Origin of the sequence: Phocaeicola sp. HCN-6420 (genome assembly GCF_037890145.1) — a bacterium.
Taxonomy (GTDB): Bacteria; Bacteroidota; Bacteroidia; order Bacteroidales; family Bacteroidaceae; genus Phocaeicola.
The window spans coordinates 1-19135 of the sequence record NZ_JBBKBJ010000039.1 but is presented as its reverse complement, the minus strand read 5'-3'; the positions used below and the strand labels follow the sequence as shown (position 1 = coordinate 19135).

General features: G+C 41.6%; 10 protein-coding genes and 1 pseudogene. 1 reads left to right on the top strand and 10 read right to left on the bottom strand.

The window, feature by feature from the left end:
* Positions 1 to 133: 133 nt before the first annotated feature.
* The 4 genes and pseudogenes from WKT12_RS15255 to WKT12_RS15240 form a co-directional block, all read right to left on the bottom strand.
* Complete coding sequence (locus tag WKT12_RS15255) at positions 134 to 1858, bottom strand: pectinesterase family protein (RefSeq protein WP_340320221.1); 1725 nt, start codon at positions 1856 to 1858, stop codon at positions 134 to 136.
* A 7-nt stretch (positions 1859 to 1865) separates the two neighbouring features.
* Positions 1866 to 3011: a dienelactone hydrolase family protein gene (locus WKT12_RS15250; protein WP_340320223.1), complete on the bottom strand. Its 1146-nt coding sequence runs from the start codon at positions 3009 to 3011 to the stop codon at positions 1866 to 1868.
* Positions 3012 to 3020: 9 nt separating this feature from the next.
* Positions 3021 to 3989, bottom strand: a pseudogene (gene pelA, locus WKT12_RS15245) (pectate lyase); the annotation flags it as partial.
* 255 nt (positions 3990 to 4244) lie between these two features.
* Complete coding sequence (locus tag WKT12_RS15240; protein ID WP_340320220.1) at positions 4245 to 5873, bottom strand: pectate lyase; 1629 nt, start codon at positions 5871 to 5873, stop codon at positions 4245 to 4247.
* A gap of 147 nt (positions 5874 to 6020) precedes the next feature.
* Between WKT12_RS15240 and WKT12_RS15235 the strand changes: the two genes are divergently transcribed.
* The gene (locus WKT12_RS15235) at positions 6021 to 6479 is read left to right on the top strand and encodes a cupin domain-containing protein (RefSeq protein WP_021970184.1); all 459 of its coding nucleotides are present in this window, start codon (positions 6021 to 6023) and stop codon (positions 6477 to 6479) included.
* Positions 6480 to 6628: 149 nt separating this feature from the next.
* On the opposite strand, the gene WKT12_RS15230 is transcribed toward WKT12_RS15235, so the two are convergent.
* The 6 genes from WKT12_RS15230 to WKT12_RS15205 form a co-directional block, all read right to left on the bottom strand.
* On the bottom strand, positions 6629 to 8107 hold the full coding sequence (locus tag WKT12_RS15230; protein ID WP_021970185.1) for a pectate lyase family protein: 1479 nt from the start codon (positions 8105 to 8107) through the stop codon (positions 6629 to 6631).
* 9 nt (positions 8108 to 8116) lie between these two features.
* The gene (locus tag WKT12_RS15225) at positions 8117 to 9631 is read right to left on the bottom strand and encodes a pectate lyase family protein (protein ID WP_340320219.1); all 1515 of its coding nucleotides are present in this window, start codon (positions 9629 to 9631) and stop codon (positions 8117 to 8119) included.
* A 145-nt stretch (positions 9632 to 9776) separates the two neighbouring features.
* Positions 9777 to 11417, bottom strand: coding sequence for a DUF5123 domain-containing protein (locus tag WKT12_RS15220; protein WP_340320217.1), 1641 nt, complete (start codon positions 11415 to 11417; stop codon positions 9777 to 9779).
* A 29-nt stretch (positions 11418 to 11446) separates the two neighbouring features.
* Positions 11447 to 13402, bottom strand: a complete 1956-nt coding sequence (locus WKT12_RS15215) for a RagB/SusD family nutrient uptake outer membrane protein (RefSeq protein WP_340320216.1) — start codon at positions 13400 to 13402, stop codon at positions 11447 to 11449.
* Positions 13403 to 13422: 20 nt separating this feature from the next.
* Positions 13423 to 16671: a SusC/RagA family TonB-linked outer membrane protein gene (locus WKT12_RS15210; protein ID WP_340320215.1), complete on the bottom strand. Its 3249-nt coding sequence runs from the start codon at positions 16669 to 16671 to the stop codon at positions 13423 to 13425.
* A 102-nt stretch (positions 16672 to 16773) separates the two neighbouring features.
* Positions 16774 to 18876: a pectinesterase family protein gene (locus WKT12_RS15205; protein ID WP_021971300.1), complete on the bottom strand. Its 2103-nt coding sequence runs from the start codon at positions 18874 to 18876 to the stop codon at positions 16774 to 16776.
* Between the last annotated feature and the right edge of the window lie 259 nt (positions 18877 to 19135).

Below are 19135 nucleotides of genomic sequence, written 5' to 3'. Positions count from 1 at the left end.
TCCGTGTTATTTTTTGTACAAACTTTTTTGTTTTTTGTACAAAAAATAAAAAAACGTCTCGACGTTTTAACCGAAACGTGGTGAGAAACCAATTCATTCATCACCACGTTTTTCTGAAAAAGATAAGTAAAACTTATCGCTTCAAGTTAGTCAGTAAGGCATTACCATTGGCAACCGGATTCCAGCCGTCATCTCCTTTCAGAACTTCTTCCGGCTGATAAGCAGAAATATCCTTCAACTGTCTGCCATAAGACGCACGTTCAGCAGTTGCCGCACCGGCTCCGGTATTCTGATATTCGGCATAAAAGACAGTCGACTCATTCGATTTCTTTCCCCAGTTGTTCCAGCCGACAGGCAGAATATGCTTGCCCAGTTCACAGCGGATGAAGACAGCCTGCGCATACGGACGCCACGGACGCGACAGATAAACCTCTTTCGCTTCGTCGGCTCCCGTCAGGCGGCAGTTCCAAAATACATATCCGTATTTTTTCCCTTTATCCGTAGAAGGGGCAGTAACATAACCATTTCCCAGACTATGGATAGTACAATCTTTAAACAAAGCGGTAGACCAGCCAAAGATAAAGTCGACCGTCCCCTCTATATAGCACCCTTCGTAATACTGACGACTGTTTTTTCCGTACGTATACAGCGTATCCTGATTTCCCAGGAAACGGCAGTTCTTGAAATAAGCCCGGTCGCCAGCAACAAAACAAGCTACTGCCTGTCCTACCCGCCCCGCCGTATTGGCAAAGGTTATGTTCTCCGCATAAAAATCGGGAGCATAAATATATACAGTCGATGAACCGGAAGTAGACATTTCTTCACCGAAGCAGTTCTTCTTCGAAGCATATGCATCATCCGTCAGCACAGCTCCGTTCTCGCCTATCAGCGAGATATTGATTTTCGATGCCGGAATAATCACACGCTCCTTGTATTCTCCCTTACGTACCAGAATAGTTGTCCGCTTATTCTTGCGGAAATCGGGAACCGCATTGATAGCTTCCTGTATAGTCAGGAAGTCACCACTACCATCTTTTGCCACTACATAGTCGTAAAAACGTACGTATTTTCCCAGTTCCGGCAACTGTTTCTGAACAGCCTCGGCAGCCAGTGCCGCCACCTTGCGCGCACCATATACATTTAAATGAGTATTATCCTCACGTCCTTTAGGACAAGCGGCGCATGTTCCGGCAGGAATCCACATGAAAAGCTTTTTAGACCCCTCAACTCCGTAAGACTCTACCAACTGCTTGGTAGCCTTGTTCAAATCGATAAAGCAGACATCCATTTCTTTTGCCACATTACGCGGAGAATCCAGATATTTTCCGTGAGTATCTACCAGCGTATCTCCTTCCACCACAGCCTCATTTTTTTCCGGACGGATATCGTCGGCAGCCACAGCATCCGGATTCACGCCAAAATTCCGGCGCACGATTGAGTTAAACAAAACGGGAATTCCTCCCTTGGCACGCGTTTCGCGCACAAACTTCCGCAAATTTTCATCGAAAGTTGTCCCCGGGTCGGTATGACGTTCCGGTTGAGGTTTTTCATCATTATGCCCAAACTGAATGAAAACATAATCACCCGGACGAATCTTGTTTACTACGGTTTCCCAACGCCCTTCGTTTATAAAGCTCTTCGAACTGCGTCCGTTCATCGCATGATTTTCTACCCGGACATCTTCTGTAAAGAAACTCCCCAACACATGTCCCCATCCTCTTTCCTGATTTCCTCCTTCCAAAGGCTTGTTCGACATGGTAGAATCACCAATCATAAAGACCGTAATCACATGGTCTGACTTGAACGCAGAAAATAGCAGTACAGCCAGTGCAACCAATACAAATTGAATCTTTTTCATCTTTCTGTTATTTCTGATTTATATTAAATTCCTTATTGAAAAACTCCAGAATTGCTTTCTGTATTTCTTTGCTACAAAAATGAGGCAAGTCGTACAGCTTGGTCTGCAAATGCTCACCAGCTCCCTGACTGTCCCATACTTTCTGCATGGTTTCATAGGCAGACTTTACTCCTTCCACCGGAAAAAGTTTATCTTTCAACCCGTTGGTAAACAACATCGGCTTCGGACACGCAATCGACGCGACATGCGGATAATCCATATAAAGGCGGATATTTGGAATCAGCATAGCATAAGCCGAACCGCCCTTGTTCTGATTGTTTGTCAACGTCATCAGGCTATCCGTTGTATTCATCCAGCATACAGCCGCTCCTGCCTTTACGGCATCGGTAGCAGCCATAGTCATCCATGCACGATGCGCCCCCATCGAAAATCCCATTGTTGCCACCTTCTCCTTATCTACCTGAGGCAAAGAGGCCAGAAACTCCGCACTACGGATATCATCCCACGCAATCAGTCCTCCCCACGACATGCCCATTTGCAGGAGATTTGCCGACAATGCCTGCTGAGAGTCATAACGGGCATATCCCTTTCGTCCGCGTTCTCCCCAGAACAAAGCATCCAGAGCCAGTACGACATAACCGTTTTCTGCCAGATAGTCGCCTACATACTGCCCGTCGTAACAAGCCTTACACCAACTGTCTGCATCTTTCATTACCATGTCCGACACGCCGAACGGACGTACCATTTTCTCCTTTCCTATCGTAAAATGTGCTCCATGGTCGTGCAAAAGCAACACGGCTGGAAAAGGTCCTTTGCCTTCGGGTACCAGCAAATAGGCCGGCACACGCGAATATCCCGACACGTTGAAAACAATTTTGCGGGCTTCATACCCTTTGCGCTTCTCCGTTGCAATGACTTTCATGTCGTAAGAAACAACTGGAGGTGCAGGCTGCATACATTCCAGCAGCTTTTCGCGCGCCTGTTCCCGCCATTTTCCAAAATCTTTTTCCGGTGAATTTCCCCATGCCATCGGAAAAGTCAGACTCTGCTTCAGTTGTTCATAAAATGAAGGCATATTGTCTTGTACCTCATAGCCGGCATAAGCACTTTCAACCTCTATTTTCTTGAGCCATTCCTCATAAACCTTAAACAACTTTTCCGGCTCATAGGTGTACCAAGCATAGCCCACCCGGCGCTCCAGCTTTACGTCCGACAGCTTATAGACCTTGATGCCATCACGATTACACATAAACGGTGTATTGTCAGTCATTTCATAAAAGCGAGCCCATATACGGGGAGCCTTCTTGTCTTTCACCACAACCAGATCGTACGGATACTCATGATTGGCTATCTGGTCCTCAGGAATGGCAACTTTCTCTACACGCATGCCTGTTATCGCCACCTTCTCAAACCAAGCCATAGCCGATTTAACGGCTTCAATCACTTCGCCGGAAGGGTGAGGAATCTCCATCAGTAACCGGACCACATCGCAACTTTCGCCAGCCGTCAATGAAGCCAGCTCGAATGTACGGGCATTAGTAGGAAGCAAGGTCTGATTATCATGTTGCTGTCCCCATACGGTCTTTACTCCATTCTGAACATATTGTGTTCGCAGAATCATGTCAATGCCTCTGTTCAATGCTTGATAAATCCGTTTATGCATTGCATCGTCCAGCCACGAGAAGTTAGAATCTCCCTCGTTTATGTGCAGGAACAGCCTCAGCACGCCGGTAGTCACCTCATCGTTGAACGTAATGGCATCCACATCCCATCCGCGCCATCCTCCGTTTTTTTTCTGAGTCTTGAGTAAATACTCCAGCCCATCGAGTACCGCTTCTTTGTACACCGCCTTTTTAGTAAGCGTATAAACCTGCGCCAGATAGTTTATCTGAGAATAAGTATTCCGGTTATCGAGGGTACTGCGACGATGATTATCCGACAAGGTATTCAACACAGAATCGACCGGCAGCTCCGCCATCCAGTCAATGTTCTTAGGCCATCCTCCATCTTTATTCTGATAAGCAACAAAATTATCGGCTATCTTTACATACTGGTCTGCCGAATAGCGTTTATAGTTACGATCCTTATGCTCCAAATTCCAATGATGTATTCCATCATTAAAAGCTTGCATAGAGGGAACCGTCTGCGACATCGCATAAGCACTCGCTCCCAGAAGCAAGCTCATTACATAATATCTTTTCTTTATCATGGTATATTTCATTAAGATTGATTTGTTTCCAAAATTAGGGAAAATGCAAAGTGCGGAAAGGTAATAATTGTTCTAATATGGTTATTATTTAACCAAATTATCCACAAGCCCTATACATAAATACATTTTTTCATATGCAACAGGCTATCTGTACGTTTCCCCCAATACAATATCTAATTACTTCAGATTGCCTTCTAATGCAGAAATAAGCTTCATCATATTCTTAATATAGACTCCTACCGAAATACATTGCCGGCCGTCTGTACACGGATAAGGAGAAGTATCGAAATCATCGCCTACCATTTTCTGGCTATAATCTTCTTTTCCCGACAACTCCGGGGTCCATCCGCTGCGGTAGGGATGAGAAACTGAAGGCAAATCGGAAAGCCAACAGTTTCTTTCTGCTGCCTGAGCCATTAAATCACTGATATCTTGTTCCGACACCTGATGCGGAAAAGAAGTATAATATTTGGGTAGCGGACACAATTTATCCGACAACAAAGGCGAACAGGAGAACAATTTACTTCTATCAATCTTTTTCACCGCCTCGTAATCCTGTCTCAGCTTTACAGGATTTACAAATGTAGCCGAACTATAATGTGCAATGGTCTTTTCTATGTTCTGGTCTATATAATACTTTCCGTCGTAGATATTTCCCCCCTTCCGATGTACATACAGTGGTTTCCCTGTATCAGGATCTACAAACCGAGGAACTAATATTTCATTGGGATTGTCGGACTTACGATGCCATTTACGGACTTCAGCCTCAGGAAGTTTTTGGGATTCAAGGAACTTGATGGCAGCCGGTATGCCCGAAAGGAAACGGGTGTCGGCCGTCAGTTTGTAATACTCCATCATCTGATAAATCATCCCGACAGTAGTACCGGTATTAACGCTGCGAGGCTCATAAGAACGAGCATGAGCTGGCTTTAAATCGTCTACCGTATATTGGTCTGCCCAGCCGGCATAAGGCTCTCCCTGCTGAAGAGTTATCATGAGATACATAGCCCGCATAATGGGTTCCTTTATATTTTGCAGTCCCATCGCCTGATAACACTGAATAAGAAAATCGATAATCTCCGGAGTAACATCATCGTTTAAGGTTATAAAGGACGAATAGTCTTCCTTACCCTCAAAAGGGTGGTCATACCTCAGAGGGTAACGTTGCGGCCAACCGCCTACAGGGTACTGGCTCTCCAATATAAAATGAATGACTTTTTCCAAGGGCGCCCTGTATACGGGATCATTTTTCTCTACATACATGCGCAACAAAAACTTGGCAGCCGAGATAGTGCCCAGATCATCATAAGTAGCGTTGCCGTAATAATGCCTGAACTCTTCCAGACGCCAGCCGTTTTTCCCAATGGTTTCATACCAAGCCTTCAAGGAATTTTCTCCGGCAAAGTCGAATACATAATTCCATCCCCCGCACTCAAGTTGGCCCCATATCAAAACATTTGCCACTTTCTGGGCTGCCTCATAATAGAATTCATCACCAGTCGCATGATAAGCATCAAGTAATAAATGTCCTACACTCGGAGTACCGGGAGGTTGAATCCATACCATGGTCCGCCTGGCTTCCATTTCTCCCCATGAGCGGGACAAATCGGGCAAGTAATTCCAGACAAAGCCTCCCCGGTAACTTACACTGTCTATCATATAACGGGTTGTAGATTTCATCGTGTTTAAAATTTCCTCTTTCACCTCGTTGTTCATAGAACGTGCCTGCATCTCCCCGCAAAGACAAGCACCGGCCAAAAGAGTCAAGCCTACTTTTACGTAAATAGGCTTCAGCATGTGTTTCATCGTTTATTTTATTTAAGATTTGCATTTATGCAAAAATAAAAAAAATTGCAGATTTAAGAATATCAGGAATACTGAATTTATATCTGCCAAGAATTTTCATTTGTTACAAATATCTGTATATTTGTAACAGTCTAAATAAAACACATTATGATGAAAAAATTTTTATTTTCAGGCATATTTGCCTTTTCATTACTGGGCTTAACCTGTAATGCAGCCAACACAAACAACAGTACAGAAAAAGACACAGAAGTGTCTTGCAACAAGACTTGCAGTGAACCTTTTATGTTCGAAAGCCAGACTGAATGGGAACAAACCAGCGATAAAGGTGTCACCAGACAGGTTATGGGATACAACGGACAAGTAATGATGGTAAAAGTCAAATTCGAGAAAGGAGCTTCAGGTGCCGCCCATACTCATTATCATACTCAAGTGACTTATGTAGTAAGCGGAAAATTTGAATTTACTATCGGAGGAAAGACAAAAGTCGTATCTGCAGGTGACGCACTTTACATGGAACCTGACGTGAAGCATGGATGCAAATGTCTGGAAGCTGGTTTGTTAATAGACTGCTTCTCTCCGATGCGTGAAACATTCCTGCATAAATAAACGTGAATAAACGTTTTACAATAGCATAAAAAAACGCCAACCGGCTTACAATAAACCAGTTGGTGTTTTTTATTACTCTACAATTCTGATATAATATCCCCATTAAGTACCCGACTTCAAACAGATAAAAGAAAGAGGGAAATGAGAAATTATCGGGTGGCAGGATATAAATGTTGTACCAATTCGTTCAGATAAACTTCCAGATTCGTATAGTCAGGGCTCAAGTTATAACTACGTCCGTCGGCCGCATCACTTGGATTTAGTCCGTGAGTTTTTTCCCATTCGTCCGGCATACCATCGGCATCAGTATCAACAGGTGCCTTTTCCGTGTGATATTCCGGCCATCCCCCTACATCGGCAGGCTGATCTATCATGCCATTTGTACTGCCATGGCTTCCCTGATAGGTATAATTGCCTTGTCTGGTTTCTTCTACAATCCGTTTATCGTAAGTATCTCTCCGATAAGATGCACCTGCAAACTGCAAGACAGATTCATATGCATCCCAGGCAGGCTGCAGAGTAGTATGTTCTGCTATATTGAAAGGCTCACGGACAAGCAATTCGCTTTGTGGAGCAAATTGATTCTTTATAAGTAACCCGACAGAATTATCTTGGTTGACTTTCATTATTGCCTGACGCTGTTTATCACTCAGACTGGCACAAGTCGGATCGATATAATTGCCGGAAAAACAGAAAACCCCATGAGTTCCCTTCACATTATTGTTTTTACCATCATCGGGATAAGCCGTAAACAAACGTTTATAAGAAGATTTTGTAGCCGTATAAGGTCCCGGTTTATAATAATTATTCAGAAAATTATAACTTCCTCCTTCACCGGCATAGGCTCCGTCGCTTCCATAATTGTAAATTACATTATTGAATAGTTCCACTTTTTCTTCTTCCGGTTTTCCCGTATAGCGACTTCCGCACAAGCGGGGAGTACGGTTCGTGTGATGAGCCAACAGATTATGATGGAATGAAGCACCCTGACCTCCCCATATGCCTCCATACCCATGAGCACCTTTTTCGTGAATGGAATTGGCCAGACTCTCACTGACAATACACCATTGAAGTGTAAAACAACTGTTATCATAGAAAGTAGCGCACTCGTCCGTACTCCAACTCATGGAACAATGATCGATTATGATGTTACGATGGTTTTTGAATCCATTCATCGCATCATCTCCTTTTTGTTTGATGTCCGCTCCCATACGTGAACGGATAAAACGAATAATAACATTATCTGCCTGAATGCCTAAAGTATAATTTTTCAGACAAATGCCATCACCCGGAGCTGTCTGCCCAGCAATGGTTACATCACCGTTACTGACTTTCAGCGACGACTGCAATTCGATAATTCCACTCACGGCAAACACAATCGTGCGAGGTCCTTTTTTCCGAAGTGCCCAGCGCAAGGTCCCTTCCGAACCATCGTCTTTCAGTGAAGTTACGACCAGCACTTGTCCTCCTGCCCCACCAGTAGTATACTTCCCAGCACCGTCCGCTCCCGGGAAAGCCGGAATCTTCGAACGGTCGGGTACCGGATATGATTTCAACTCTTGTGCCTGCAACGACACTGCACCTGCCAACAGCAGACTGCAAAGTCCGCCCATTACTATCTTTTTCATACAATACCTTTATTTATAAACCGGATATAAACTTTCAGCCAAACTGTTTATATAAATCTCCAGATTGGTATATTCCTTACTTAAATTATATTTTGCAGCGTCTGATTTATCAGCCGGATTCAATCCTTTTTGTTTTTCCCATGAATCAGGCATGCCGTCTTCATCCGAATCGGAATCGGAAGTATGTACCTCAACGTATTCGTCCCAGCCTTCAGCATCCTTTTGTGTATCAATAAAACCATAACTGCTACCATTGGAACCTTCCCGGGAATATGTTCCCGCACGCGTTTCATTTACAATACGCGTGTCTATCTGATCCCGCTTATCGGATGCCCCTGCATACTTCAGGACTGCATCATACGCCTCCTGAGCCGGCTGTACAAACGAATAATCCGAAAGAATATCAAAACGTTGCGATACCAACATTTCCTGAGCGGGGACTTCATTATTTTTCACCACAAAAGCAGTAGCTGAAGTATTATCTGAATTTGCTGCTTCAACCTCGGCCAACTGGCTTTTTGACAAATCGTTTCGAGTATCCATATAATTGCCGGACAGATAGAAGTTGCCATGTACGCCGGCAGCCTGATCATTGCTTCCATCATCGATATAGGCTGTAAAAAAACGGCAATGTACCTTTTTGGGAGCTGCTACCGGTCCCGGCTTATAATAGTTATTCATGATATTATAAGAACCTCCCTGTGCCCCATAAGCCCCCTCACTCGACCAATTATAGATTACATTATTGCACAAGTCGACTTTCTCCATGTCTGCCCTGTCAGAATACCGGCTGCCACACAAACGCGGAGTACGGTTGCTATGATGAGCCAACAGATTATGATGGAATGTAGCAGGACTTCCACCCCACAAACCTCCATATCCATGGCCACCCTTTACATGAACAGAATTTGTCAGACTTTCACTGATAATACACCATTGCATCGTAAAATTAGTATTTCCATAAAAAGAAGCACATTCGTCTGTGCTCCAACTCATGGAACAATGATCGACAATGATATTTTTCTTTCCGGGATATGATGACTGATAGCCATTCATCGCATCATCTTCTGTCTTGCATTCATCCCCCATACGGCAGCGGATAAAACGAACAATTACATTATTGGCATTGATGCGTAAGGTATAGTTTTTCAAACAGATTCCCGCCCCGGGAGCTGTTTGCCCGGCAATCGTCAAATCATCGTTTTTTATAACCAACTGTTTGGTCAGAGCAATGACTCCTCCTACGGCGAAAACGACAGTACGCTTTCCTGATTTTTCAACAGCCCAGCGTAAAGTACCTTCAGAGCCATCATCTTTTAAGGATGTTACGACATAGACAGTACCTTCGGCTCCTCCCGTAGTATATTTTCCGGCACCTTCAGCTCCGGGAAAAGCCGGAATGGTTGTCCGATCGGGAACAGGATAAACAGGTAAACCTGTTTCAGATACCTTGTCTATTTCTCGGGTATCTGTTTGCTCTGAGCAGGCAAACATGCCTATCGAACTTAGGACAATTACTATCATCCACATTTCTTTTATGAATCCGATACTATTCATTTTTCTATAGCAGATTTCAGGTTCAAATTTAATCAAAATAAAACAAGTCCATAAACAGGCATGAACCTATATATGGACTTGTAGTTTACCAGTTACATGTTAGAATAAGATTTTATTCATTCCAACGTGGGTCGCCTGCACCCGCAACACTACTTTGGCTGGCAGACTGTATATGGAAATCACCTTCAGCAGGATTTACGAACAGTTCTGTTGAAGACACATTCAGAATTTCGCCCCATTCATAACCACTGTTATACGGACAGTCGGTAGTAGTAAAGACATTTGTCGTCGTTGCAATGCCTTTTACGCTTGTAGCCTTAATGGTTGATTCACCTGTATAACCGTAGAACTGACCGATAATTGTATTCTTGACATCGACTGTCACATTCGACATCTTGTTTATATCAATGAATGATTTACTTCCTGCTACACAATTATAGAAAGTACAAGCCTCAATAGATATATTTACATTATCCTGTTGAGTAACTAATACTCCACCAGCACTAAGTGTATTCACTGTAGAATTAGACAGATGGACTGAATTGAGTGTAAAGCCAGAAACTTTAGTCTGCAATACACCATACGAACCAATGTCTGTCAATACGCAGTTATCAATATTAATTGAGCCAATAGAACCTTTGGCACCGTCGCTCTGAACACGAACGACACCACGGGTCTTACTAATGTTACAGTTATCAATCAATATTTCACCAACGTTACCTTCTACATTAAAGTTCACAATATAATCATTTGCACTGCTTGTATTCTGCAAATCGAGATTATAGAAACGAATCAAATCATGGCTACCTGCCATAGAAAGTCCTTTAGGCATAAAGACAGGCTTCGTATCACCTGATTCACCCCAGAAGATAACCGATTTGAAATCGGCCGGTATCGTCAGTTCCAGACTTTCGCCCATATAATCGGTTGTAGAACCATTTGCAAATACCAATACGACATTGCCGCCATTACCCTGAATATAATTAACAGGATTTGTAAAGACATCGTTCAGCATTTCAGCATCAGTTATATTTACAATGTCGTAACCTACCGGATAAGATTCGGTTGTCGTAAAGGTTCTTGTGCCACGCTTTACATCACCGTTATAAATAGATACAGAATATTTCGTTTTTGGAGTCAGTCCTGTAAGCGTATACGATGAAGCAGCTACAGCCGCAGCATCCAGCTTAATGTAGGTCGTATCAACCGCTTCTACATCATCTCTTGCTTCAGCCAGTCTCAATTCCGAAACTTCAGCACCTTCAGTCCAAGAGATGACTGCACTTTCACCTGTTATGGCAGCCACCTCATTTAATATCTGCTCAGCTGAGGTCTTAAAAGAATATTTCTCCAGATATGTCCATTTAGAATCAGCCTTTACAGAAGACATGGATTTCATACGCAAGAAATACTTGGTTTCTCCTTGTAAACCAGTAATCGTATAGGGAGTTTCAACAATCGATTTATCTTCACCTAATACGACAGAATGTTCTGTTCCTCCCATCTCTATCGCATCGTACAAGGAATCTGTACTATATTCTATCACATAATACTCTGCATCAGGAACTGTTCCCCATGAAATTTCGGCAGAGGTCGGTTGTGCAGAAACAGATATCTTTGAAGCAGTCACGCTGAACAAGCGGTCGTGTGTGCTATCTACATTCCAATCATTTCCATCGGTACACGCTGTTCCGATGACAGAGGTCAGGAGCATAAATGCTCCAGAACCTACGATATATTTAAACATCTTCATATCTTATGTCTATTTATTTTTTTTGAATATTAATCTGAATATCCATAAGAGTTATGGATATAACCATTAGCAGCCGAAATAGTCGTAGAACCAATAGGCAATAAATAACGGTTTTTCACCTGTACATTGTTTCCAACCAGACCGCTTGAAATAGAAGGCCAGTTAGTCTGCAATTGAGTTTGCTTAGAATCATCTCTTTCTGCACCATAGAATGACTTATTGTCATCGTAGTCGGATGATTCTTTTCCTTCCGGCAGACCGTACCAAGTAACACTCGACAAATCAATCTTAGTTTTAGTATCATCGGTATAGTTGAAGTAAACTTTCTCAGGATAATAATTAGGATTTGATTCATTCATCAACTCATCGTAATAAGTATCTTTGAATTCCTGAATCTTTTCGGCCAACAGATTCCAACGGATTAAATCAAACTTACGGAATCCTTCTCCAGCCAACTCCCAGGCATTCTCGTCAACAATAGCGTTAAACATAGCTTCCTTTGTAGCCGGTATAGCGTCGATGTATTTTTCTGCATCAGCCTTATCCGCATCGGCAAAGGCGCGAGTATGTACCAAAGCCAATGCCTGACGGGCAGTCAGACCTGCAGATCCAGTATAATCGCCATCAGGACCAGCTAATTCATTCATGACCTCAGCATACCACAGCAGGACTTGAGGATAACGTGCCTTTACAACATTAATACCTGACATCCATTTTGCATTTCCTGTAGCAATAGCAGCCTGACGCCATTCTTCATTCATCTTACGTATATCCCACTTGCCGACATAGATTCCAAACGGAGCATTACCCAACATAGATTCTTTTGTAACACCGTTTTCTGCGCTTAATTGTACTTGTGCACAAGTAATGTCACGACGCAAATCTTTCTTGTCGAACGAATAGAAGAAAGGTGCAGTCAACTTCATCTTACCAGATGAATTACCTTTTACACCATATTCAGTTGTAGCACCATTGACACGTACACCAACGGTATATCCTAATTCACTACTAACTCCAAGTCCCATCGGCATCTCAAAGATATTCTCATGGTAATTCTTATCCAGTTCACGCTGGTTTATCAAATACCATTGATTTTCTACCGACGGATTCAATTTATGTGTTCCATTAGTTATAATAGCACTCAAATTAGATAAAGCCAATTCATAAAGTTTGGTACGTGTAGCAGCATCCGGACGCTGAGTCGGATAAGTAGGATCACTATAGTCGGCTGTTTCATATCCGTCTTTAGCCTGTTCACGAATCACCCAACCAGCACGAGTCATGGCAATATTAGCCAATAAAGCATGTGCATATCCTTTCGTCACGTGTTCCGTAGTATAACCAGACACCTCATCGGCCCACGGCAATAATTTAGTTGCAGCCTGCAAATCGACCATTAACGTATCCAAGATAACGTCACGGTCTGTTTTATGTAAATAAGCATTACTCAAATCTGCCTGCGAAGATTCCAGCTTCAATGGAATATCACCGAAGAAACGTACCAGATCAAAATAAATCATGGCACGCAGCGTCAGGGCTTCTCCCTTATAACGTTCCATTGTTTTTTGTTCTGTTCCTCCAGAGGTTAGCAATGAACTGGAATTAATACCTTCCAAGGTCAAATTGGCATCCTCTATAATACCATACATAGCATCCCAAAGTTTTGCCAAGTTACCCCAAGACGGGCTGGCATTATAGTTCATATTACCACGCTCACTGGTAGTATTGTCTGCATCAGCACCTAAACCATCTACCAGTTCACAATCGGAGTTCAATCCCCATATAATAGGAATGTATTGTGAATAAGTCTGATCCTGTGCCAGTCCGCCATAAATTTTATTCACACGCAATCCTGTATAATAAGTTGAGTTGTATACAGTATTGTCATTTAGTTCAGAAGGAGCCGTCTGTTCCAAGAAATCAGAACAAGCACTCATGCCCGCAACTCCTGCTGCCAAAGCTAATAACTTAATTATATTTTTCATAAATGATATCATATTAGAAATTAGAATGTAACATTAATACCTGCAACAAACGAACGGCTCTTTGGATAAGCAGCATAATCAATACCCGGAGTCATTGCATTCTTCTTGCTGCTTGTATCGACTTCCGGGTCCGGACCAGAATAGTTTGTCAGGCAGTAAAGGTTATAACCTGTAACGTAAATACGTACGTTCTGCATAAAAGCTTTTTTCACCCAAGCTTTCGGGAATGTATATCCGATAGTAATATTATTTACTCTCAGGAATGAAGCATCTTCTACTGCATAATCATTCAGATACATTGCCGTTACAGCAGCAGGATTATATATATTTGCTCCTGTATTGAGAGCATTCAATCGTGCAATCAATCCTTCGGCACCACCATAGTAATCGACTGTAGAACCATCTGGCTTACCTAAGTTCAAACCAGTTTCAGGATCAATCCAAGTATAGCGGTTATCCAAAGCAAAATCATTAACCAGGTTATATCCCTTTGCAGAACCTGCACAGAATGAGTTAGCCAGCTTTGTTCCATTTACAATCTGATTACCTACAGAATAGTTAAAGAAGATATTGAAATCGAAGTTTCCAATGAATCCATCGAAACCAAATCCACCCGTCAGCGGAGCAACTGTATTTCCCAACTTCTGTTTAATAGGATCACCGTTTTCATCACACTCATATTTCAACTGTCCAGGATAGGGCTTACCACCCGTCAATGAATAGCTGTTATCCTTAATGCCGTCGCGCAAAGCCCATGAAGTGCCATTCAAAACCAATTCACCATTCGGATTTGTCACCGGATCGTATGCTGTATAGAAACCATTTGTTTTATATCCCCAGATTTCACCTAAGCGTCCCCCTTCTTCTACACGGTAATCTTCATATTTTGCAATTGTACTACCCGACCAGTTACTACTCTGCCAAGGATTCTCTGTACCCAGTTCATCAATGCGGTTACGGTTATAAGAAATATTAAAGTTGAAGTTCAATCCCCACTTTGCCTTGTCAGCCAACACAGCATTCAATGTCAATTCAACACCTTTATTAGAAGTCTTACCAAAGTTCTGATACTGGTAGCTATAACCTGTATTCGACGGGATTTCTGTTTTCATCAACAGATCTTTTGTTGTATTCCAATAGAGATCCAAAGATCCAGACAAACGATTATTAAAGAAACCATAATCGAAACCAATGTTACGGGTAATAGTTGTTTCCCACTTCAAGTCTGGATTATACAAATTCGAACCATGTTCCAGCATAGCGCCACGAGTTTCATCAAAGAAAGGAGCTTTACCTGTATTACCCGACATAGTATAAGTAGTATACATCAAACCAGAGCTGATACGGTTATTACCAGCAGTACCATAGCTCAGACGAACCTTCAGATTAGATAACCAATCCTGAGCTTCTTTCATAAATGCTTCATCCGACAAACGCCATGCCAAAGCTGCCGAAGGGAATACACCCCACTGGTTACCTTTTGCGAACTTACTGGAACCATCGGCACGAACTGTTACTGTTAACAGATACTTATCCATTAAGGTATAATTTACTCGTCCAAAGAAAGACAGCATATTATCTTTTGCAGAAATAGTCGTCTGAGTAGGCAAAGCAGTACCCGCTCCCATATTGGCCAAGACTTCATCAATGGTCATGGTAGTAGGAAATGCAACAGAAGTGTTTTCGAGAGATGTTTCCTGACTGCTACTTACTTCATGTCCTAACAAAACATTCAACTTGTCACGCCCATCGAACAACTTCTTATTATCGTAAGTCAACGTATTCGCATTACGCCAGTTCTTTGTGATATCACGTGTCAAAACAGACTGCGGTTGTCCGTTATATCCCAATTTAGAATTCTGAACAGCATCACTTGACCAGACCTGGTCTGTATTATCATATTTCCAACCGTAACCAAACTCAGAACGGAAGGTCCAGTTCTTAAATGGCTTCCAGTTCAAGCCTACGTTATAATTCTGATTGAATGTATTTCTCTTTTTATAAGTTGCGAGCAAACGTTCCAACGGATTCTTTTGTGAAGAAGTATTATTTTCTTCATCATCACTATTCGAAGTCAGAGGATCAACAGGACGAAAGCGTGCAGCATTTGCAACAATAGAGTTTGCAGCACTCGACTCATTAGTATCAGCACCACCACTCAAACCATCTATGGTAGTGTAACTCATACGAGCATTGAAATCCAATGTCATCCATTTACTCAATTCAGCATTAATTTTTGCATTAATGTTGTTTTTATTAAAGCCAGATCCCAACATAATGCTCTTTTCGTCATTGTGAGCATAACTTACATTATACTTTATCTGCTTGCTACCTCCACTTACATTAACATTATATTGAGCCTGATTTCCTGTACGTCCAAAAATATCATCCTGATAATCATATCCCTCTACAGACTTCCAAATATCCATATCAGAATAGTTCCCATAATCAGTAGAACCTAATTCTTGCTGATAAGCAACATAATTATAAGGATCGAGTACTTTAGTTAATCTTGTTACTTTTTTAATACCGAAAGAGGCACCAAAATCGACCTGCGTCTTACCCTCTGTACCACTCTTGGTAGTTACGATGATAACACCATTAGCACCACGCGCACCATAAATAGCAGTAGAAGAAGCATCCTTCAAAACATCGATGCTCTGAATTTCAGATGGAGCAATATCGCTGATACTTGAAACAGGGAACCCATCGACAATATACAACGGAGAATTATCCTGTGACAAAGAACCACCACCACGAACGCGAATCTTTACATCAGCATCAGGAGAACCTTCAGTTGTGGTAATATTTACGCCGGCCAATTTACCAGTCAAAGCTTCTGTTGCACTAGAAACAGGTACAGCAGCAATATCCTCAGCACTTACAGAGGCAACCGAACCCGTCAAGTCACGTTTGTTAACCGTACCATAACCAATAACAACAACTTCATCCAGCGTTTCAGTGTCTTCTTCCATCACAACATTCAGTTGCTTTTGTCCTTCATATTTTACATCTTTATTCCTAAAGCCAATATAAGTAAAAGAAATAACATCTGATTTTTTCACCCCATTCAGTGAGAAGTCACCATCGATTCCTGTTATGGTACCATTAGTCGTACCCTTCACCACCACGTTGACACCAATCATTGGTTCACCGTTTTTGTCCTTTACAATACCTTGTACTTGTAGTCCCTGTGCGAAAGAAGCAAGACAAAGCATGCTCATAATAAGCAAAGAAACAACGTTCCTTATTCTCTGTTGATAATACATAAAAAATGTGTTTTAAAGATGATATTAAAATTAGTTCACAAATATCCCTCTAACACACATTTTTTATGTATAATTTTTGATTTTAAAAACGTAAAAATTGTTTTATTCACTAAAAGTCCATGAACTCGACAAATTATAACAATCTGATATAGTTATTCTTTCTGCCTCCTTACGAGAGAGTTGTTTCGCCCATTTCACACGAGTATCGATACAAGCCCCTTCTCCACTATTTTCATACTCAGCATAACGTGCCGTCTTTTCATTCTCGGCATTTCTCCAGTTATCCCAACCCGCTCCAACAATATGTTTTCCTAATTCGCAATTCATAAAGACGGTATAAGCATACGGCCTCCAAGGTCTTCCTAAATAAACTTTATCAATACCCTCAGCAGCTGTCAACTTACATCTATTAAATACATAACCATATTTTATATCTTTAGGCGTAGAAGCAGCCGTTATATATGAATTAGCCTTACTGTATATCGTACAACCTTCAAACCAAGCAGTTGCAGGACCAAATATAAAATCTGTCGTACCTTCAATATAACAATTTTCAAAATATAGACGAGTACCTCCAATCCCCGTATAAACAGTATCCTGATTGCCTAAAAAACGACAATTAATAAAGCGCAAGCAATCACCTTCTGTATGTAAAGCTACGGCTTGCCCCAGCCGGGGAGCGTTATTTTCAATCGTTATATTACGGAATGTAATATGATTACCCTCTACTTTCAGCGTATAAGTACGAAAAGTACCCATATGATTCATATTGGCATGGTCGGCATAAGTTATAATAGTATTTTGTGGATCTTCACCTATAATTTCCACATTCTGTAACCATGATGGTACAATTAGCTTTTCTTTATATACACCTTTCTTTATATAAACCTTTACATCAAAATCCATAAAAGCACGAATACCTTCCAATGCATCAGCAATAGTGACATAATCTCCTGTTCCATCCTGAGCAACAACCAGTTCCCTCGGCTCCGCAAAACGACGCTTTTCTTTGGGTAACCTCTCCCACTCCAAACTTGCCAATATAAACGGACCAACAGCCTTAGGATCGTTATCCCGAATCTGTTCGTGTATATAATAATCATAATCTCCCATTCTATAATTCTTTCCACCTAACCCTGCAACAGCACACGCTTTTGTAATGGAGACTAACCCGTTATCATCAACTCTAATAAATTCATTCAGAATGCCTTCGTATCCCTTGCGGGCTACTGTAAAATAGGAAGAGGGAATATACCCTTTACGAACAGCCTTAAATAATGAATAGACGAACATTGTAGAACATGAAGATTCCAAATAATTCCCAGGTTCCCCGCTTTTATCCATTACCTGATACCATAACCCCTCCGGACTTTGATATTTCTTTAAAGTTTTGGCAATATGGTTTAGTATAACAATAACAGTATCTCGTCCAGGTTCATGTCGAGGTATGAAGTCCAAATTATCAACTATAGCCATCATATACCAGCCTAAGGCACGTCCCCAACAATGCTGTGACTGTCCTGTTTCTTTATCTGCCCATTTCTCACGCTTACTCACATCACAAGCATGACGGAACAAGCCATTGGCCGGATCATATGTATGCTGTGCTACTATTTTTATCTGATTTATCACCTCCTGATAAGCTTCTGGTTCATTGTTACGATAAGCGTATTCGGCCAAGAAAGGAGTTCCCATATAAAGCCCGTCCAGCCACATCTGATTGGGATAAACCTTTTTATGCCAAAATCCTCCATCTGTATTGCGAGGCTGCCCTTCAAACTGACTTCTTAATAAATCTAATGCTTTCTTGTATTTACCTTCTTTCGTCTGCTCATAAATACGAAACAGCATTTTACCCGAATTGATACGATCCAAACTATAATCAGTAAGCTTATATTTCTTTATCGTTCCATCTTCGTTGACCATTGTATCGGCATACGCCAAAGCATATTCATAAAATTTCGAATCCCCATAACGGTCATATACATCCATCATAGCTCCCAGTTCCAACCCATGACAATAATCCCATTTAAGCGAAGGTTGAAAATCTACCTGCCAGGATTCCGGATTACGGACCATCTCCGATTCAGCCATCCGGACCGACCAAGGTTTCTGCTCTTTTGGAAAACTTTTTTCTGTTTGAGCCATACCGGCAATGCCAAGCATAAGTCCCAGGCATCCTACTAAAATCTTTTTGTTTTTCATGTCTCGACTAAACTTTTAATAAATACAAATATAAGGAAAAACAGTTACCCGAATGTAGAAATTCTGTGCTTAAAGGTGGATTTATTATTCACGGATATAGAATAATCGTGCACGATAACGAAAAAAACTTGTTTATTTGACTAAAGTTTCGAATTAAATCAAAATTCAATTGCAAATTAAAAGAAAAGGGTTTATTTTTGGTGCAATTTAAATGAATAATTAACCCTAATATCACGATTTACTGAAAGACAAAAGCAAA